The 19,273-nt window shown below is 60.5% G+C and carries 13 protein-coding genes; 9 read left to right on the top strand and 4 right to left on the bottom strand.

Going from position 1 to position 19,273, the window contains the following annotated elements; all coding sequences use genetic code 11:
• Positions 1–125: 125 nt before the first annotated feature.
• Positions 126–3,158, bottom strand: coding sequence for a Hint domain-containing protein (locus HKD27_RS03765; RefSeq protein ID WP_228518289.1), 3,033 nt, complete (start codon positions 3,156–3,158; stop codon positions 126–128).
• A gap of 277 nt (positions 3,159–3,435) precedes the next feature.
• Here HKD27_RS03765 and gyrA point away from each other — a divergent pair, with 277 nt between their 5' ends.
• From gyrA to HKD27_RS03750, 3 genes are read left to right on the top strand one after another with little or no spacing between them, the layout of a single operon-like run.
• Positions 3,436–6,270 (top strand): DNA gyrase subunit A, encoded by a 2,835-nt coding sequence (gene gyrA, locus HKD27_RS03760; RefSeq protein ID WP_370544227.1) that lies wholly within the window; start codon positions 3,436–3,438, stop codon positions 6,268–6,270.
• On the top strand, positions 6,251–6,781 hold the full coding sequence (gene coaD, locus HKD27_RS03755; protein ID WP_194688422.1) for a pantetheine-phosphate adenylyltransferase: 531 nt from the start codon (positions 6,251–6,253) through the stop codon (positions 6,779–6,781). The genes gyrA and coaD overlap by 20 nt, the downstream gene beginning before the upstream one ends.
• A gap of 31 nt (positions 6,782–6,812) precedes the next feature.
• Complete coding sequence (locus HKD27_RS03750) at positions 6,813–7,298, top strand: peptidylprolyl isomerase (RefSeq protein ID WP_194688423.1); 486 nt, start codon at positions 6,813–6,815, stop codon at positions 7,296–7,298.
• A gap of 442 nt (positions 7,299–7,740) precedes the next feature.
• On the opposite strand, the gene ssb is transcribed toward HKD27_RS03750, so the two are convergent.
• Positions 7,741–8,319 (bottom strand): single-stranded DNA-binding protein, encoded by a 579-nt coding sequence (gene ssb / locus HKD27_RS03745; RefSeq protein ID WP_194688424.1) that lies wholly within the window; start codon positions 8,317–8,319, stop codon positions 7,741–7,743.
• Positions 8,320–8,450: 131 nt separating this feature from the next.
• Between ssb and uvrA the strand changes: the two genes are divergently transcribed.
• Both uvrA and HKD27_RS03735 read left to right on the top strand, forming a co-directional pair.
• Complete coding sequence (uvrA, locus tag HKD27_RS03740) at positions 8,451–11,495, top strand: excinuclease ABC subunit UvrA (RefSeq protein ID WP_194688425.1); 3,045 nt, start codon at positions 8,451–8,453, stop codon at positions 11,493–11,495.
• A 150-nt stretch (positions 11,496–11,645) separates the two neighbouring features.
• Positions 11,646–12,287 carry a TrmH family RNA methyltransferase gene (locus HKD27_RS03735; protein ID WP_370544222.1) on the top strand — a complete coding sequence of 214 codons (642 nt, stop codon included), beginning with the start codon at positions 11,646–11,648 and terminating at the stop codon, positions 12,285–12,287.
• Positions 12,288–12,332: 45 nt separating this feature from the next.
• Here HKD27_RS03735 and HKD27_RS03730 read toward each other — a convergent pair whose 3' ends face one another.
• Positions 12,333–13,274, bottom strand: a complete 942-nt coding sequence (locus tag HKD27_RS03730; RefSeq protein WP_194688426.1) for a rhodanese-related sulfurtransferase — start codon at positions 13,272–13,274, stop codon at positions 12,333–12,335.
• Positions 13,275–13,458: 184 nt separating this feature from the next.
• Between HKD27_RS03730 and HKD27_RS03725 the strand changes: the two genes are divergently transcribed.
• Both HKD27_RS03725 and HKD27_RS03720 read left to right on the top strand, forming a co-directional pair.
• Positions 13,459–13,950, top strand: a complete 492-nt coding sequence (locus HKD27_RS03725; protein WP_194688427.1) for a hypothetical protein — start codon at positions 13,459–13,461, stop codon at positions 13,948–13,950.
• Positions 13,934–15,211, top strand: a complete 1,278-nt coding sequence (locus HKD27_RS03720; RefSeq protein ID WP_194688428.1) for a hypothetical protein — start codon at positions 13,934–13,936, stop codon at positions 15,209–15,211. Before HKD27_RS03725 ends, HKD27_RS03720 begins: the two co-directional genes overlap by 17 nt.
• Here the strand turns inward: HKD27_RS03720 and HKD27_RS03715 are convergent.
• Positions 15,147–16,499, bottom strand: a complete 1,353-nt coding sequence (locus tag HKD27_RS03715) for an autotransporter strand-loop-strand O-heptosyltransferase (protein ID WP_370544226.1) — start codon at positions 16,497–16,499, stop codon at positions 15,147–15,149. The genes HKD27_RS03720 and HKD27_RS03715 overlap by 65 nt on opposite strands.
• 248 nt (positions 16,500–16,747) lie before the next feature.
• Between HKD27_RS03715 and guaD the strand changes: the two genes are divergently transcribed.
• Both guaD and HKD27_RS03705 read left to right on the top strand, forming a co-directional pair.
• Positions 16,748–18,076, top strand: coding sequence for a guanine deaminase (guaD, locus tag HKD27_RS03710; protein WP_194688429.1), 1,329 nt, complete (start codon positions 16,748–16,750; stop codon positions 18,074–18,076).
• A gap of 190 nt (positions 18,077–18,266) precedes the next feature.
• A complete protein-coding gene (locus HKD27_RS03705) occupies positions 18,267–19,247 on the top strand; it encodes a DUF3034 family protein (protein ID WP_062459404.1) in 981 nt (326 codons plus the stop codon).
• Positions 19,248–19,273 lie beyond the last annotated feature (26 nt).

The raw sequence follows: 19,273 nt of genomic DNA, 5'->3' as shown, positions 1-19,273 counted from the left end.
AAGGCGTCCCCTACAGGGGCGCCTTTTCTCGTTGAGGCCGTGCCCTACACCCACCCGGGGAGAATGGACAAAAAAAGCCCCACCCCCGAAGGGATGGGACTTTTTCCGTTTCAGGCGGTCTGGTCTCAGGCGGTCTGAGCCGTGTCGACTTCACCTCCAGAAGCCAGCAGGTACGGACCTCCGGCCAGAACCTGAATGGCCAGCATGCCGAGGCTGTTCGGCTGACGGGCCGTCAGGGACAGCACAGCGTTGCCATTGGTCCAGCGGGCAGCCGCATCGTCCTGAACATCCCAGCCCGCCAGGCCGGCATCGGTCAGATGCTGATCGATGCGGATCGTGTTGCCCGAGTCGAACAGCGTGACTTCACCAACCAGCACACCGAGCTGACGACGATCATCCACGAACGGCCCGACCGTCTCGCTCGGACGGAAGGTATGGGACACGAGGCGCACTTCCGTCACGCCGGATGGGATCATGAACATCGATCGACCATTGGCCGTCCGGACCTGATGGATGGTCTGGCCGGTGCGGGTGACAAGGTGCAGACCAGACTCTTCGGTCAAGGTCGGAACCTCGATGGTGTTCTCAAGACCGGCTTCGATGGCGCGGGCCTCGATCTCACGGAAGATCGGCTCGACCATCTCGCGGCTGACAACCAGCGGGGCTGCCGCATCATCGTTCCAGTTGCGCTCGCGGCCACCGAACGACACCACCGAACCACTCTGGCGGAACGCCTGACGGTTTCCGGTATCGAGATAGCTTTCAGTCATCATGCCGTCCGCCATGATGACTGAGTGCTCCGCCGTTTCCACATGGAAGTAATCGTAGGACGGCAGGGAGCGATCATAGATCACGGAGCGACCGTTCACGAGCATACGGGCCGGAACGAAACCACCATTCAGGAACAGGCAGTGTTCCGGGGTGACCAGCATGTCCTTGTAAGGCACACCCTCGGCGAGCGCGTCCTTCAGGATGCGGACCGGATAACCGGCTTCGGCATCGCCCAGACCAGCCTTGGCAACCATGTGCGCGCGGCCAGCCCAGGTCACGGGCCGCTCCACGGCTTCACCGTTCACGAAGGCCAGGACCGTGCTGCCCAGACGCAGGCTCTCGACAGCGACATCGCCTTCCGGCGTGCGGATCATGCTGCCTGCGAGGAAGCAGGTCGTGACGCCGTTGTCTTCGACAACCCAGCCATTGGTACCATCCTGGACGATGGATGCCGTGGCAGCAGGCGTGAAGCCGTCAGCCGTGTGGATATCGCCATAGGTCAGCACGCGACCGTCCGCCAGCGTGACTGTCAGGGTGTAGGACCCGTCGTCATTGGGCGTGTAGGTGGCGGCCGTCGGAGCGGAAGACACACCCGAGATCCCGAAATGCGTGTTGGCGGACACACCGTTGACCACAACACTCTGGTTGTTGGCATCGTTGTTGTGCAGGAAGCCGTTGGCTTCAACATACAGCGTGTTCACCGAATTCGGATCAACAGTGATGGTGCTGATATTCTCACTCGGATTCAGAAACAGGCTGCTGCCCTGCGCCAGGCTGACCGCCCCGCCATTGATCCAGATCGGGTTCGTAGCGGTTCCCAGCGTGGCATTGATCAGGTTGATCGTGCCACCGTTGTTAACGCTGTTTCCATCGAACACGACGTTGTTGTCATTGTTCATGATCGTGATCGTGCCGTCGTCACGGTTCATGGTGACGCCGCCGAGTTCGACCTTCGACGGGGTGTTGATCAGGATCGTACCATCGTTCTCGAAACCGGCCGTAGCAAAAACATAGCCGCTGTAGTTGCTGCCGCCCTGTGCCGTGATTTCCAGCGTGCTGTTCTGCCAGACGCTAAGGCTGCGGATCTGGTTATAGGACGGTGCATTGGCGACAACCACACTCGGCGTGGTGCTGCCGGAATAACCGACATTGACGTCAGCATTCTGCTCGCTCTGCGGAATGGCATTACCGTTGAAGGAGTTGCCTGTCGTATCAACGACATGGCCCTGGCCGTCATACAGCGTCCAGTTGCTCGGATCGTACCAGTCACCACCCGTTGCCGGGCCGGTCCAGCGCCATGCATCATCATGCTGATGGAAGCTGACGGCATTGCTGCTGTACTGCGAGGCGTCACCACCGGCGCTGGCTGCGGCAGCGGCCGTCGAAGCCATCTGCTGGTGGAGGTCGCTCGTCGCGTAAGAGGCTGAAGCCGTTGCCGTACCGACATCTTCGATCAGCCAGCCATTCGATCCATCCTGGACGATCGTGGCCTGGGCCGCGGGCGTAAAGCCGTCTGCGACATTGACCGTGGGGTAAGTGATGGAATGACCGTCATCGAGCTTGATCGTCAGGGTGTAGGACCCGTCGGAATTTTCGGTGTAGGTGGCAGAGGTCGGCTTGGAAGAACCGCTCAGGATGCCGAAATGGGTGTTTTCGGACACGCCATTGATGACAGTACCCTGTACGGAGCCGCTGCTGTTGGAGTTGCGATCGTTGACATAGATGGTGTTGACGCTTGCCGGATCGACATTGAGCGTGGAGCCTTCACCATACAGGTCCGCAACGAGTGTGCTGTTCTGCTGGAGGTTGATCGTACCGCCGGAAATCGTAACAGGAGAGTCCACGGTCCCGAGGGTCGAGTTGACCAGGTTCAGCGTATCGTTGTTCAGGTGCGCGTCATCAAGCGTCACGTTCCCGTCGTTGTTCATGATCGTCAGGGTGCCGTCACCCGTCGTCACGCCCCCAAGTTCGACCCTGGACGGAGTATCGATGATGATCGTGCCGTAGTTTTCCAGACCGGCCGTTGCGAAAACGTTTCCATTTCCACCCTGTGCGGTGATCTTCAGGGTGCTGTTCTGCCAGACGCTGAGGCTGCGGATCTGATTGTAAAGTACGGCATTCGAGACAACCACGCTCGGCGTAGTACTGCCGGAATAACCAACATTGACGTCAGCGTTCTGCTCGCTCTGCGGAATGGCATCGCCGCTGAAAGATCCGTCCGTCGTGTCCACCGTCTTGCCGGCATCGGTCAGAACCCAATTGTTTGGATCCGACCAGTCGCCACCCGTGGCGGGACCGACCCAGCGCCAGGCATAATCGTGCTGGTGAAAGCTGGTTTCGCTGCTGCAGGTAACGTCGTCGGTTCCATTGGTCGTATCGGCCATCATGAGATCTTCCAAAAAGATTTCCGGCAGAGACTCGCCGGGACGTGTTTGTTAATTGCTAACTTTTTCAAATAAGCCGCGCAAGTTAATAATATGCAAACAAATCCGTATTCTGCGCACATTCGTGAATCTTTACGGGCGCGTGACATTTCCTGTCTCATGAGGGAACAGGGTTTCCGCGACGGAAGAGCCTCCTCCGGGAGGCGGGTGTGGCGTGTCGGCGATGCATGCGGTATGCTGGGACAACTGAATTCTAGCGTGGTGACCTGTCTTGACCGAGCTGACCGAGCCGACTGATCTGACCCCTTCCGGCCGTCTTCCTGTGACGATCGAGGAGGAAATGCGCTCCTCCTATCTGGCCTATGCGATGTCCGTGATCGTATCGCGTGCGCTGCCGGATGTGCGGGACGGTCTGAAGCCGGTTCATCGCCGTATTCTCTATGCCATGCGCGAAAGCGGCTTCACGGCCGACAAGCCCTACCGCAAGTCAGCCCGTGCCGTCGGTGACGTGATGGGTAAATACCATCCGCATGGTGACAGCTCGATCTATGACGCCATGGTCCGGATGGCGCAGCACTGGTCCATGCGCGTCAAGCTGATCGACGGTCAGGGTAATTTCGGTTCGGTCGATGGCGACAGCCCGGCCGCCATGCGTTACACTGAGGCCCGCCTGGCCAAGGCCTCGTCCTTCCTGCTGGACGATATCGACCGCGATACCGTCGATTTCCAGCCGAACTACGACGAGAGCGAGAACGAACCGAAGGTCCTGCCCGCAGTCTTCCCGAACCTGCTCGTCAATGGAGCGGCCGGTATTGCCGTCGGCATGGCAACCAACATCCCGACGCATAATCCGGGTGAGGTCATCGACGCTACACTGGCCATGATCGCCAATCCGGCCATCGAACTCGACGAACTGATGCAGATCATCCCGGGGCCGGATTTCCCGACGGGCGGCATCATCATGGGCCGCAGCGGCATCCGTCGCGCCTATGAGACGGGTCGCGGCTCCATCCCGGTGCGCGCCCGCGCCGAGATCGAGGAGATCCGCAAAGACCGTCAGGCCATCATCATCACCGAGATCCCGTATCAGGTAAACAAGGCCACGTTGCAGGAAAAGATCGCCGATCTGGTGCGGTCCAAGGAAATCGAAGGCATTTCCGACATCCGCGACGAGTCCGACCGCTCGGGCATGCGTGTTGTCATCGAGCTCAAGCGCGATGCAACCCCGGATGTGGTTCTGAACCAGCTCTACCGCTTCACGCAGCTTCAGACATCCTTCAGCGCCAACATGCTGGCGCTCGATGACGGCAAGCCGCGGACGATGGGGCTCAAGGACATCCTGGAAGCCTTCCTGCGCTTCCGCGAGGAAGTCATCCTGCGCCGCGCCCGCTTCGATCTGAACAAGGCCCGCGACCGCGGACATCTGCTGGTCGGTCTGGTTCTGGCCGTTGCCAATATCGACGAAGTCATCGCGCTGATCCGCGCCGCCCCGGACGCCGCCACGGCCCGTGAATCGCTGATGGCCCGCGAGTGGGACGCTTCGGAAGTCATCCCGCTGCTGGAACTGATCCATGACGAGGGCAATGTCATCATTGATGGCAAAGTCCGCCTTACAGAAGCCCAGGCCCGCGGCATCCTCGAACTGCGCCTGCAGCGCCTGACGGGTCTGGAACGCGAGAAGATCCAGGGCGAACTCGGAGAAGTCGCCCACAAAATCGGCGAGCTGCTCCAGATCATCGAAAGCCGTCCGCGCCGGATGGAAGTCATGCGCGAGGAGCTTCTGGCGGCCCGCGCGGAAGTTGCGACCCCGCGTGCAACGGAAATCTCCGATGCACTGGGTGATCAGACCGACGAAAGCCTGATCGAGCCGGGCCAGATGGTTGTCACCATCACACGTGACGGCTTCATCAAGCGCACCCCGCTTGAAATTTTCCGCTCCCAGAACCGTGGCGGCCGTGGCCGTACGGCGTCCGGGCGCCGGGGCGATGACGTAATCGTCCGCAGCTTCAACGCCCATACCCATCAGTGGGTGATGTTCTTCTCCTCGGGCGGCAAGGCCTACCGGATGAAGGTCTGGCATCTGCCGGAAGCCGCACCGACCGCCAAGGGCCGCGCGCTGGTCAACCTGCTGCCGGAACTGGGAACGGACTCCATCACGGCCGTCCTGCCGCTGCCGCAGGATGAGGAGCTGTGGGACGACCTGCACCTCGCTTTCGCCACGGCCAGCGGCAATGTGCGCCGGAACCGTCTGAGCGATTTCCGCAATATCCGCGCTTCCGGCCTGATCGCCATGAAACTGGATGAGGGGGATTCCCTCATCGGCGTGGCAACCTGCCGTGAAGGTCAGGACGTGTTCCTGGCGACAAAAAACGCGCGCTGCATCCGCTTCCAGATCACGGACGAGACCCTGCGTGTGTTCGCCGGCCGTGGCAGCACGGGCGTGCGCGGCATCCGTCTGGGCGAGGGCGATGCGGTCATCTCGCTGTGCATCCTCAATCACGTGGATGCCAGCGTCGAGGAACGCGCGGCTTATCTGCGCATGGCCAATGCCAAGCGCCGCGCCGAAAATGCCGCCCTGGACGATAGCGCCGAGGACGAAACCGTTTCCGGTGACGAGGAAACCGTCGAAATCGCGGGCGACCTGACGCAGGAGCGTTTCGAGGAGCTGGAGCAGCAGGAGGAAATCCTTCTGACCGTCACTGATGGCGGCTATGGCCGGCGCTCCTCGGCTTATGATTACCGTGTGTCAGGCCGTGGCGGTCAGGGCATCACCAACATGACCTTCTCCGCGAACCGTCGCGGCAAGGAAGTGGTGGGCACGCTGCCAACGCTGGACGGCACGGACGTCATGCTGGTTACGGATACGGGCCGCCTGATCCGCCTGCCGGTCTCGCAGGTCCGCGTCATGGCCCGTCAGGCCAGCGGTGTGACGCTGTTCCGCCTGAATGACAGCGAGACGGTCATCTGCGTGTTCCCGGTTCTGGAAGACGACACGGAAGAGGGTGATACCGACGAAGGCTCCGAAGCTGGTGCCAAGGTGATTGGCGAGGCAGGCGCCTCCGAAACCACTTCCGAAGCGCCCCCCGCTGGTGACGATGCTGCACCTGAGGCCTGACGTGCCGACCGATCCCCGTGTCGGGTTCTATCCCGGCACGTTCGATCCGGTCACGTTCGGGCATCTCGACATCATCCACAGGGCTTCGGCCCTGTTCGACCGGCTTCTGGTCGGCGTAGCGGTCAATGAAGGCAAGCAGCCGCTTCTGGATCTGGATGCGCGCCTTGCCGCTTTGCGGCATGAAGTGGACAAGCTGCCACACGGGGAGCGGATCGAGGTTATCGGCTTCGATACGCTGCTGGTCGATGCCGTCCGTCAGGCGGGGGCAGGCACAGTCGTGCGCGGGCTGCGATCCGGGGGCGATTTCGATTATGAGAGCCAGCTTTCCGGTGCACTGCGTCGTCTGGCTCCGGAAATCGAGACGGTCTTCCTGCTGTCTTCTGAAGAACATCGCAGCACGGCCAGCAGGATCGTGAAGGAAATCGCACGGCTGGGGGGCGATATTTCTCCCTTCGTCAGCGAAGATGTTGCACGTATCGTCTTGTCGAAACTGGGCCGAGGGCCGACATAAGAGCCTTCAATGATTTCTGGAAGGTTCCAAGATGTCCGATACTGCAGTGCCCGACGGCAACAAGCTGGTTTTCGAGCTCAAGACTGGCAAGGTCGTCATCGAGCTGCGCCCTGACTTGGCTCCGCTGGCATGCGAGCGCCTCAAGCGTCTGGCCAGCGAAGGCTTCTATAACGGCGTGGCGTTCCATCGCGTGATCGAAGGCTTCATGGCCCAGGGTGGCGATCCGACGGGAACCGGCACGAGCGGCAGCTCCTATCCGGACCTCAAGGCCGAATTCACGGACAAGGCCAAGTTCGAGCGCGGCACGGTGGGCATGGCCCGCACGATGGCCCCACACTCCGCCAACAGCCAGTTCTTCATCATGTTCGCCGACAGTCCGCATCTGAACGGTCAGTACACGATCGTCGGCAAGGTGATCGAAGGCATGGAATATGTGGATCAGCTCAAGCGCGGTTCGGGCGCAGGCGGCGTGGTCAAGGATCCCGACACTATCGTCAAGGCTTATGTCGAAGCCTGATTTTCGCTGAAACGCGGAATACTGCGAAAGCCGGTGCAGGAATGCACCGGCTTTTTTATGCCGTTTTCCAGAAATGCACATCATAAGCAGCGCTTATGAAAAGATAGGAACATAAGATTTCACTCTTCCTTTTCCCAATCGTAAGGTAGTCACGATCAGAAAAGGAAGAATAAAAATGATGATCAGGAAATCAGTTCTGGTATTCGACGCAGTGTTATTATCCTGCGCACTTACCCTGTCCGCCTGTTCAAACGGCACTGTCAGCGGAATGGACGGACGCAGCCAGTTTGCGAACGCCATTGCTGTCACGACTCCCGACCCGGCCAGTATTCCGGACCGCGCAATTTTCTAAGACTTTATCTACAGCACCCCAGAGAACGAAATCATGGCGGATGTCGGCTGACATCCACCATTTTTATTGGCCCATGTTTTCCTGACAGGATCAGAACGGGATTTCGTCGTCCAGATCGTTGTCCGGCGGGGCATCCCAGCCGCCATTGCTGCCACCCGAGCGGTTTCCACCACCCGCTGCACCACTGGCGCTTCCACGGGATCCTCCACCGAAACCGCCCGAGCCGCCCCGGCTTCCACCGCCAAAGCCGCCACCATTGCCGCCCCCGCCATAGCCGCCACCGTTGTCAAAACCGCCATCATCGCCACCACCGCCGCGATTGCTGTCGATCAACACCAGATCGCCACGGAACCGGTCGATCACAACTTCGGTCGTGTATTTTTCCTGACCGGACTGGTCGGTCCATTTGCGGGTGCGGAGTTCGCCCTCGATATAGACCTTGCGGCCCTTGCGCAGATACCGCTCGGCCACATCGGCCGTACGCTCGTTGAAGATCACCACGCGATGCCACTCGGTGCGCTCCTTGCGCTCCCCCGACTGCTTGTCGTTCCAGGTGTCGGACGTCGCAACGGTCAGATTGACGATCTTCGCCCCCGACTGCGTGTTGCGGACTTCCGGATCCTTGCCCAGATTTCCGACCAGAATCACCTTGTTGACGCTGCCTGCCATTCCCGTCCCAACCAATTTTCTCGAATTGTTCTTTTCATCCTATCCTAAACGCCCATCTATAATTGATCCAGCGTCCTTCTTGGGGCGTTTCAGCTTTCACAATCGCCTTTTCTCCATATTCCGGGGTCTCCGTGAGCTTTCCAGACAATCATTCGATCCGCGTCCGTGGGGCCCGCGCCCATAATCTCAAGAATATCGATGCCACGATCCCCCGTGATTCCCTGACGATCATCACGGGTCTCTCGGGCTCCGGAAAATCCTCCCTGGCTTTCGACACGATCTATGCCGAGGGCCAGCGGCGCTATGTGGAAAGCCTCTCCGCCTATGCCCGCCAGTTCCTCGAACTGATGGGCAAGCCGGATGTGGACTCCATCGAGGGCCTTTCTCCGGCCATCTCGATCGAGCAGAAAACCACATCCAAAAACCCCCGCTCGACCGTGGGGACGATCACGGAAATCCATGACTACATGCGCCTGCTCTGGGCGCGCGTGGGCATCCCCTATTCCCCTGCGACCGGCCTGCCGATCGAAGCCCAGACCGTCAGCCAGATGGTGGACCGCGTCATGGCCATGCCCGACGGCATGCGCCTGATGCTGCTCGCCCCCGTCGTCCGGGACCGCAAGGGCGACTGCAAACGCGAACTCGCCGAACTGACTCGCAAGGGCTTTACCCGCGTGAAGATCGACGGTGAGCTGTATGAAATCGCCGAAGCCCCGGAACTGAACCGCAAGACGCGCCACACGGTCGAGGTCGTGGTGGACCGGATCGTCGTCAAGGAAGGGATTGAATCCCGCCTGGCCGACAGCTTTGAGACCGCACTCGAACTCTCCGATGGTCTGGCTTACGCCGAGGAAGTCAAACGTGCAGGGGAAAAAGAAGCCCCGGCGCATGTCGTGTTCTCGTCCCGCTTCGCCTGCCCCGTGTCCGGCTTCACGATCGAGGAAATCGAGCCGCGCCTGTTCTCCTTCAACGCCCCGATGGGCGCCTGCCCGGTCTGTGACGGCATCGGCACCGAGACGCATTTCGACGCCGACCTGATCGTCCCGGATGACAGCCTGACACTGGCGGAAGGCGCGATTGCCCCCTGGAAGGGCGCAAGCACGGACTGGTACGACCAGACGCTCGCCGCCCTTGCCCGCCATTGCGGCGATGACATGAACACGCCTTGGAGCGAGCTTCAGCCCGCGACGCAGGACCTCATCATCAACGGTTCAAAAGAGCCGATCGACATTCCCTACAGCGATGGCGGGAAGGTCCATATCATCACCAAGCCGTTCGAAGGCGTGCTGAAGAACCTGCGCCGCCGCATGGCCCAGACGGACAGTATGTGGGTGCGCGAGGAGCTTTCCCGCTACCAGTCCGAAAAACCGTGCCATGCCTGCCATGGTGCGCGCCTCAAGCCCGAAGCCCTATGCGTGAAGGTCAAGGACCTGAACATCGCCGAAGCCTCGGACATGCCGATCCGCAAGGCGCTCGACTGGTTTTCCACCGTGGAAGCCACCCTTACGCCCCAGCGCGCCGAGATCGCCCGTCGCATCCTGCGCGAAATCACGGACCGTCTGCACTTCCTCGATGATGTCGGGCTGGACTACCTCACCCTGTCGCGCGGTTCCGCGACCCTGTCCGGCGGCGAAAGCCAGCGCATCCGTCTGGCATCGCAGATCGGTTCGGGCCTGACGGGCGTGCTGTATGTGCTGGATGAGCCCTCCATCGGCCTACATCAGCGCGACAACGAGCGCCTGCTCGGCACGCTCGACCGCCTCAAGCGCCTCGGCAACACTGTTATCGTCGTCGAACATGACGAGGACGCTATCCGTGCCGCCGATTATCTGATCGACATGGGACCGGGTGCGGGCAAGCTCGGCGGCGAGGTCATCGCCGTCGGCACCCCGGCCGAAGTCGCCAAAAACCCCAACAGCATCACCGGTGCCTATCTGTCAGGCCGCAAGGTCATTCCCGTCCCGACCGAACGCCGCAAGCCCAGCGGCATGCTCACTCTGCACGGCGCACGCGGGAACAACCTCAAGGACCTGACGGTCGATTTTCCGCTCGGCACCTTCATCGCCGTCACGGGCGTCTCGGGCGGCGGCAAATCCACGCTGGTCATCGACACGCTGTATAAGGCACTGTCCCGCCAGCTCATGAAATCGAGCCAGACGCCGCTTCCCTATGACCGTCTGGAAGGCGTGGACAATCTCGACAAGATCATCGAGATCGACCAGTCCCCGATCGGCCGCACGCCGCGTTCCAACCCCGCGACCTATACGGATCTATTCGCCCCGATCCGCGACTGGTTCGCCGAACTGCCCGAGTCCAAGGCGCGCGGCTACAAACCGGGGCGCTTCTCTTTCAACGTGAAGGGCGGGCGCTGCGAAGCCTGTCAGGGCGACGGCGTTCTCAAGATCGAGATGCACTTCCTGCCGGACGTGTACGTGACCTGCGACACCTGCAAGGGCGCGCGATACAACCGCGAAACGCTGGACGTGAAGTTCCGCGGCAAGTCCATCGCGGACGTGCTGTCCATGACTGTGGACGAGGCCCTGCCGTTCTTTCAGGCCGCCCCCAAGATCCGCGACCGTCTGGCCATCCTGCAACAGGTCGGACTGGGCTATGTCGCCCTCGGCCAGCAGGCCACCACGCTCTCGGGCGGTGAGGCCCAGCGCGTCAAGCTGTCGAAGGAACTCGCCAAGCGCGCCACCGGCCGCACGGTCTATATCCTCGACGAGCCCACGACCGGCCTGCACACGGAAGACGTCCGCAAACTGCTTGAAGTACTCCACACCCTCGTCGATCAGGGCAACACGGTTCTGGTGATCGAGCACAATCTGGAAGTCATCAAGACGGCCGACTGGCTGATCGATATCGGCCCGGAAGGCGGCGACGGCGGCGGTCAGGTCGTCGCAGCCGGAACGCCGGAAGACATCGCCGCGTGCAAGGCCAGCCATACCGGCCGCTTCCTGGCTCCGCTACTGGACGCACCGGGCGCAAGACAGCCGCGCAAGGTCACGGCCACCAAGATCACACAGGCCATGCTCGCCGCCAGCCTCCCGCCACCAAAAGCCGAACGCACAGCCGCAAAAAAGGCAAAGGCCGCCAAAGAGAAGGCAGCGGAAAAAGCTACTGAAAAGAAGCCCAGAGGCCGCCCCGCCGGGTCCCGCAACAAGACCAAAGCCTGAACCCGGTCGTGTCTTTCAAAGTACACTAAAAAGACGACAGATCATGATATATGGCCTTCCATTACTGGAGGACCATGCATCATGATCCGGACTTTGGACACCAACCGACATCGTCGCTAGATATGGTGCCCGTACGGTGAGGGCTTGAGTGTGACGATCGAACGCAAACAGACAGACAAATCACGCGCCCGAAAAAGGGCGGACGCGATACGAGACTTCCGCTGCAAAAACCTCATCGTTGTCATCGAAGACCCGGAAAACCCACGAAATATTGGAACTGTCATCCGGAACGTGAACGCTTTCGGCGCAGAAAAAGTGTACGTCATAGACCCTCGTGGGGTTCTCTCGGACGACTGGAATGAGTTACGCACCGAACCAAAACTCTCGAAGCTATCGGTTTCCGCCGTCAAATGGACATTCGTCAAGCGCTTTGACAGCACGGAAGAGTGCCTCGCACATTTGGAAAAAAACCACTTCGTCTCGATTGTCACGTCACCCCATCGGAAGGGCATGTCCAATGTATCGTTGGACGAAGGCGATTTTACCAAGCATGCCAAACTGGCAGTCTGGTTCGGAAGTGAAACCAAAGGAATCAGCGACATTGCCGCCCAACGAAGCCGGCAATGCGTCTCCATTCCCATGTTTGGAATGATCGAAAGTCTCAATCTGGGTACGAGTTCAGGGATTGTTTTGTACGAAATAACAAAACAGCGTCGACAATATCAGTCCCGCAACAGGGTCCGCACCTCTCGGGAAAATCCTACTCCCGCTTTGCTCGTCGGGGAAAGCTAGAAGCCCTTTCAGCGAGAGTATCTTCGCTTTCCCGCCCGTCCATACTTACTTCTGCCGAACCCCCAGATGCCCGGCCCGCCGCGCCTGAGCCAGCGCTTCCTGACGCTCACGTTCGGCATAACGATGGCGCTGCTCTTCCGTCCGCTCGTTGTGGCAATGCGGGCACGACACCCCCTGCACGAACAGCGGCGAGGCCTTGTCGTGTGCGTTCAGCGGCCGACGGCAGGCATGGCAGACATCATGCGTCCCGATCTCCAGCCCGTGCTTCACCGACACACGCTGGTCGAACACGAAGCACTCGCCTTCCCACAGGCTTTCTTCTTCCGGAACGGTCTCCAGATATTTCAGGATGCCGCCCTTGAGGTGATAGACCTCGTCCACACCTTCCGCCCGCGCAAAGGACGTCGATTTCTCGCAACGGATGCCCCCCGTGCAGAACATCGCGATCTTCGGCAGGCGACCCTGCGCTTCCAGTTCCTGCCGACGCTTACGGAACCATTCGGGAAATTCGCGGAAGGATTTCGTCTTGGGATCTTCCGCGCCCCTGAACGTCCCGATCGCCACTTCGTAATCATTGCGGGTATCAATCAGGATCGTATCCGGATCGGAAATCAGCGCATTCCAGTCCTCGGGCGCCACATACCGCCCCACGCCCTGACGCGGATCGATATCCGGCTCGCCCATCGTGACGATTTCCTTTTTCAGCCGCACTTTCATGCGACGGAACGGTAGCTCCGGAGCGCGGGAGTCCTTGCTCTCCAGATCCGCACAGCCCGGCAGCGCACGGATATGCGCCATCACGCGCTCCATGCCCTCATCCTTCCCGGCAATCGTGCCGTTGATGCCCTCGCGCGCCAGAAGCAGGATGCCCTTGATCCCTTCCTTTTCGCACAGCTCAAGCAACGGCCCGCGCAATGCGGCAGGGTCCGCGAACGGCGTGAAATGATACAGCGCGACAATGCGGATCGGCTCGAAAGTATCGGACATGAGGCAGGCATCCGGCGACCGGGACCGCAGACACAGCCGCGATCGGATGAAAAAGACAGCCCCGCAGATATCAGGGCCAAAGCCGTCATGCCAGCCCCGCCTTCCCCCATATCCGAAAGGCATGATGGACAGCGTACAGCCCCAATGGCAGAAATACCCCCTTCCCGAACAGCGCAGCAGATCCATGAAACACCCTTCCCCACTGGATCAGATGCTCCTGCTTCTGAGGAAATATGCTTTCCTGTGCGGAGTAGGCCTGTCACTGGTCGTGACGCTTGCCTGCTGTCATGCCTGGACGGCGCACCGGCCCTTCCACCCGGACAGTTTCACCCCGGCAAGCGACCCTTCCATGAAATTCCTCGTGGAAGAATGCCATATCGCGAGAAACACCATTTCCGTTTCCGGCTGGATCCATTCAGACATCTGGCCCGGCGACGGAGCCACCCTGATCCTCACCGTGGGAGACGGAGAAAAAGAATTCTCCATCCCCTACCGGCTTCAGGAAAGGCCCGATATCGCACGGACCCTCCATACAGAGGCCAATGCCTTTCACAACCGATACGGCTTTGCCGGAACCGCCAGAAAGCCGGCCGGCATGACACCGGGAGCGACCATTCACCTGAACATCATTTCAGGACACAGCCTTTACAGGATGTCCCATGCCTGCCGCTCTTAAGACGACGATCCTGAAGAACAGCCCGTTCATCGTCTTTCTGCTGATCGCGACAGTCTGGATGAACACCCGGATCAACAGATCGATCTTCATCGACAACGACATGTTCCACCATGCGCTGGATCACACCAGCCTGCTGTCCTTTCTGCACATCCGCTACATGACATGGTCCGGCAGGATCTTCATCGAAGGCGCCCTGGCTGAAACCATCCAGTATCCCCTCTTCTGGCGAGCCCTCATTCCGTTCTGTGCCCTTCTTCTGGCGTACGCGATCTGGTCCTGTACCCTGCGCTCCGTCCTCAGGCCCGGCATTGGAATCCTGCTGGTCATGGGTCTGTTCCTGCTGCTGCCGTATTATGTGTGTGAAGAGTCGGTGTACTGGCTCTCGGGGTTCTACAATTACCTCTTCCCGATTTCCTTCGCCTTCTTCTCAATCAGCGTTTTCCTGCGCCATGACGATGCAGGCAAAACCCTGCGCATCCTGTCCATCGCGGCCCTGCCCATCGGCTGTTCAATCGAACAGTCCTCCCTGCTTCTGCTCTTCTGCACGGCCGTCTCCACTCTTCGACGCCGGACCATGTCCCTGTATGGCGGCCTTTATCTGACGATCGCCGCGGCCATTTCCGCAACCGTTCTGGCTGCCCCCGGAAATGGCCGCCGTTACGTCGCGGAAATCAGCAACTGGCTGCCCGAATTTCCCCAGTTCGGCATGATCCAGAAACTCTCGCTGGCGATCGACCGCATCCATCGCGCCTGCGTCAGCACAGACAATCATATCCTGCTCGCAGCCCTGATCCTGTCCATCTGCTTCCTGGCTTTCGTCAAACGGAACAGGGGCGTTCAGGACGTGGCAGCCATGGGTGTGATGCTCCTCAACATCCTGCTCATGCTGCCTTTCGGTCCGGGCCTTCAGAAAATGCTCGCCGCCCTGCGCTGCGACCGGTTCATCTATGATCTGAACTGGGTGTATCTGAATACCTATGTCGCGTTTTTTCTGACGCTGTGCATGATCGTCTCGATCCTGTGGTGCGCCCTGGCCCTGAAAGACTCCCCCACCGTCCTGTCCTTTCTGGTGGGCGGGTTCGCCGTGACCTTCCTGACAGGCCTTTCCCCCACGATCTATGCCTCCAGCCACCGCATCCTGCTCGTGATGGAACTCGGTCTGGTGGTCTATGTCTGCGCCTTGATCGAAGCCCTGCTCATACCGCTACGGGCGCGCAACGCTCTGCGTCCGCAAGTCCCCGATCCGTCATCAGCCGCCTGATGGTGTGAATAACCTGCGTCCCGGTAATCAGGCGGGAACACTCGAACTGCCGGTCCGTCCCCTTGTGCCGCGGGCACCAGAAGAAGTCCTTGTGATCGAACTGGAACGCCGGATCATTCCAGCATGAATTGCAGGTGTGCCAGTTGATGACCCGATAAGGCGTGGCGAACTCGTTGTCCGGATGCGTGAACCCTGAAATCATCACCACCGGCGTTCCCGCGGCATGCGCCAGCCACGCCAGACCGCTCGACAGGCCAATAAAGAAGCTCGCATGTTTCAGCCAGCGTGCGCGCTCAGCCAGCGGTCGGCTGCCGGTCTGATCCTCGGCCCCGTGCGGGATATGGTTATAGACATATCCCGTACCGTGATACGGCTTCTGGTCAATGCAGATGACGCGATAACCCGCCTTTTTCAGAAACGCGATCACCTCATGCCAGCCACCGGGATTATTCCAGTACTTGCACTGCGTACTGGCCTGCGTGGCAATCACGACATACGGCTCGGCAACGGGCGGTATGTCGCCATCGGGAATGGTGATGCCCGGCGGCGCATCGTTCCAGGGATCCACGCCAAGGATATAAGCCGCCGTCCGGTGCAGCCCGACATGACGGAAATCCGTCGGCTGGCGGGTATGGTCCTTATCCGCGAAAAACAGCCCGATATTGTAGCTTGCATAGAACCGGGCCGTGAAATCCAGTTCCGCCTTCAGGCGGTCATGCCCCACGAGCGTCAGTTCCGGATTGGCGTCCATCACAAGCGGCAAAATCGCTTCGGAGACCGAGCACGTCACCTGCGCCCCGCTCTCCTGCGCCAGACGCCGCACCGCAGGCAGCCAGGCCAGCGTATCGCCCAGCGTTCCGACCGGAAGCTGCACCAGAACCGGCCGCCCCGACAGCGCCAGATCATGATGCAGCACCTGCTCCGGCGTCTCGTCCGGCTGCTCCAGCCAGACATCCACCCGAAACGGCACGAAGAACTTCTTGGTGGATGCCACCATGCCGCCCTTCAGACGCGCATCGAACAGCACATTTCCAGTCACATGATCCGAAAGCCGCACATGCCATTGCGAACCCGACGGCACACCATCGCGCTCCAGGGACGGCACCATGACACGCGCCCCATCATTGAAATCGAACCGCACACCCCGCGCGCCTTCCAGAACCGGCACACGCGGGGGAGCCAGATAAGGCCCTTCGATGCTGCCAGACGCCGGAGCCGCTGAACCATCATCACCACCGGTGCCTGAATCCGTCACATCCGCCTTATCCGGAACGGACACGGCATCCATACCGCTCATCTTTCCGTCCACGGAAACGGCAAGCCCTTCCGGCACATCCAGTGCAACAGGCGGCGAAACAGGATCATTCGGCATCATTGGCGGATACTCCAGAGCTCATGCTGAAGAACGCGCCAGGAGCCGGTTCTTCCTGCCTGTGTTGTAAGCCAGCCCCGCACCGACTGCCAATGCCGGCCGCCAAGCCGCCCCGGCCCCACAAACCCGTTCCCCGCACCGAAATCCCTGCGTAAGGTAACCGCATGACCCAGAGCAGAATTCCCCGCAGGGCCATCCGCGGCCCCTTCCTGACCTTCCATGCCGATCCGTTCACCACCGACCCCATGGACGCCCTGCACCATGAGCCCGATGGCCTGATCCTGACCGAAAACGGTCTCATCACCGCCGCCGGCTCCTGGGACAGTCTGCGCGACACCATCCCCGACGGAACAGCCGTGGACCACTATCCCGACATGCTGATTTCCGCCGGCATGATCGACACGCATGTCCACTACCCGCAGCTTCCGGTCATCGCGTCTTACGGCGAGCAGCTTCTGGAATGGCTGGAAAACTACGTCTTCCCCGCAGAAGCCCGCTACGCCGACATCACCTATGCCCGCGCTGTCGCCCGGCAGTTCCTGGCCGAACTCCTGCGCGTCGGAACCACCACGGCCGCCGTGTACTGCACCGTCCACCCCCAGTCCGTGGACGCGTTCTTCGAGGAATCCGAACGCCTCAACACCTGCATGATCGCCGGCAAGGTCCTGATGGATCGCAACGCCCCCGAAAACCTGCGCGACACCGCCCAGAGCGGCTATGACCAGTCCGCCGAACTCATCACCCGCTGGCACAATCGCGGGCGGCAGCTTTATGCCGTCACGCCGCGCTTCGCCCCCACCAGCACCCCCGAACAGCTCGATCTCGCTGGCGCCCTGCTCGCCACGAAACCCGACCTGTTCATGCAGACCCACCTGCTCGAAAACCGTTCGGAAATCGCCTGGGTCCGCGAACTCTTCCCCGACCGCACCTCCTATCTGGACGTGTACGACAAGGCCGGTCTCCTGCGTCCACGCGCGATCCTGGCCCATGCCGTTCATGCCGAAGAAGTCGATTTCCAGCGCTGCCACGACACAGGCTGCTCCATCGCGCACTGCCCCGGCTCGAACCAGTTCCTCGGCAGCGGCTCGTTCCCGCTCTTCAAGGCTCTCAACCCCGAACACCGCGTCCATGTCGGGATCGGCAGCGATATCGGCGCCGGGCCTGCCCTGTCCCTGCTTCAGGTCCTGTCCGATGCCTACAAGGTCGCACAGGGCCTTCAAACAAAACTCCATCCCGCACAGGGGCTCTGGCTCGCTACGGCTGGCGGTGCGCAGTCCCTCGGCCTCGAAGACCGGATCGGCAGTATCAGGCCCGGTCTTTACGCCGATCTCTGCGTTTTCGATCCAGCTGCCACGCCGCTTGGACGAATCCGCGCCCGGACCGCCGAAACCCTCGCCGACCGCCTCTTCGCCCTGACCATGCTCGGGGACGACCGCAGCATCGCCGCCACCTATGTCGCCGGCGAACTCCTGCACAAACGCAGCACGGTCTGAAGTTTCTGGAACACACCTCAAATTCTAAAGTGGCATCGAGTGCCGTTTTTCTTTGACACGGGAAAATTTTTGAACTCTAGGGTTATCTTAATTATTTTTTCAGTCTCGCGGCAGTAAATACAGCAAGAGGTATTTCATCTGCGAGAATACTCCAGCTCCTCTTCGGGCGCGCGACTTAAAAGCAGGAATCATGCACCGTTTCCCAACCGCTGCTCAGTCTTTCCGTATCCTGACATCCATGACAGCCCTTCTGTCCCTCGGCACCCTCATCACGGGGCAGGACGCCAAAGCCGCTACCAGCACCACCACACCCCAGGTCACGCTGGGCGATGACGGAAACAGCAACGGACAGTCCATGTTCCGCACCCTCTTTGACGGACAGCGCGCCCTCGGCACCAGCGGCCTGTCCTCACTCGAAGGCGCGAGCGGCGGCGGCATCGCAAGCTGGGCCACAATCGGCGGCTATGGCTCCAACAAGAGCGCCGGCATGGCCATGCACTACAGCTATGTGAACCTCACCAGCTACTGGGACCAGAATGTCGGCGCCTCGATGGGCTTCTTTGACCGTGTCGAGATTTCCTATACCCACAACTTCTTCCAGACCCGCGGCACCGGAGCGAAACTCGGCATCGGCAACGGCTATCAGTTCGATCTCGATGTCGCGGGTGCGAAGGTCCGCCTCTTCGGTCATGTCGCGGACAATACCCTGATCCCGCAGGTCGCCATCGGCGGCATGTACAAGCATGACAGTGACGGCAAAGTCATTCACGAAGTCGGCTCGATGCACACGGATGGCGGAGACGCCTATCTCGCCGTCACCAAGCTGTTCCCGAAAATCGGCATCCTGATCGACACCACCGTCCGCTTCACCAAGGGCAACCAGTGGGGCATCCTCGGTTTCGGCGGTGACAAGGACAACAATTATCACGCCCAGTTCGAGGGTTCACTCGGCTATCTGCCGTCTTTCATTCCCGGCCTAGTGGTCGGCGTCGAATACCGCACCAAACCCCGCAACCAGCGCTTCACCGACGAAAGCAACTGGTTCGACGTTTACACCAGCTATTTCGTCAACAAGCACCTGAACGTTACGCTCGCCTATGTGTCACTGGGGACGATCGCGACCTACAAGGATCAGACGGGCTTCTATTTTTCCGCCCAGACAGGGTTCTGACGTGACGTTCCGGGCTCTGCCCGGGC

This window comes from Gluconobacter sp. R75690 (assembly GCF_015244525.1).
GTDB lineage: Bacteria > Pseudomonadota > Alphaproteobacteria > Acetobacterales > Acetobacteraceae > Gluconobacter > Gluconobacter potus.
This window is presented reverse-complemented; position numbering and strand designations above follow the sequence as displayed.

What these genes read in the sequence shown, in the direction of transcription:
- HKD27_RS03765 (WP_228518289.1), bottom strand. Translation starts at nt 3,158, where the DNA reads ATGATGGCCGATACGACCAATGGAACCGACGACGTTACCTGCAGCAGC.
- coaD (WP_194688422.1), top strand. Translation starts at nt 6,251, where the DNA reads ATGCTGCACCTGAGGCCTGACGTGCCGACCGATCCCCGTGTCGGGTTC.
- HKD27_RS03750 (WP_194688423.1), top strand. Translation starts at nt 6,813, where the DNA reads ATGTCCGATACTGCAGTGCCCGACGGCAACAAGCTGGTTTTCGAGCTC.
- ssb (WP_194688424.1), bottom strand. Translation starts at nt 8,319, where the DNA reads ATGGCAGGCAGCGTCAACAAGGTGATTCTGGTCGGAAATCTGGGCAAG.
- HKD27_RS03730 (WP_194688426.1), bottom strand. Translation starts at nt 13,274, where the DNA reads ATGTCCGATACTTTCGAGCCGATCCGCATTGTCGCGCTGTATCATTTC.
- HKD27_RS03725 (WP_194688427.1), top strand. Translation starts at nt 13,459, where the DNA reads ATGAAACACCCTTCCCCACTGGATCAGATGCTCCTGCTTCTGAGGAAA.
- HKD27_RS03720 (WP_194688428.1), top strand. Translation starts at nt 13,934, where the DNA reads ATGCCTGCCGCTCTTAAGACGACGATCCTGAAGAACAGCCCGTTCATC.
- HKD27_RS03715 (WP_370544226.1), bottom strand. Translation starts at nt 16,499, where the DNA reads ATGGATGCCGTGTCCGTTCCGGATAAGGCGGATGTGACGGATTCAGGC.
- guaD (WP_194688429.1), top strand. Translation starts at nt 16,748, where the DNA reads ATGACCCAGAGCAGAATTCCCCGCAGGGCCATCCGCGGCCCCTTCCTG.
- HKD27_RS03705 (WP_062459404.1), top strand. Translation starts at nt 18,267, where the DNA reads ATGCACCGTTTCCCAACCGCTGCTCAGTCTTTCCGTATCCTGACATCC.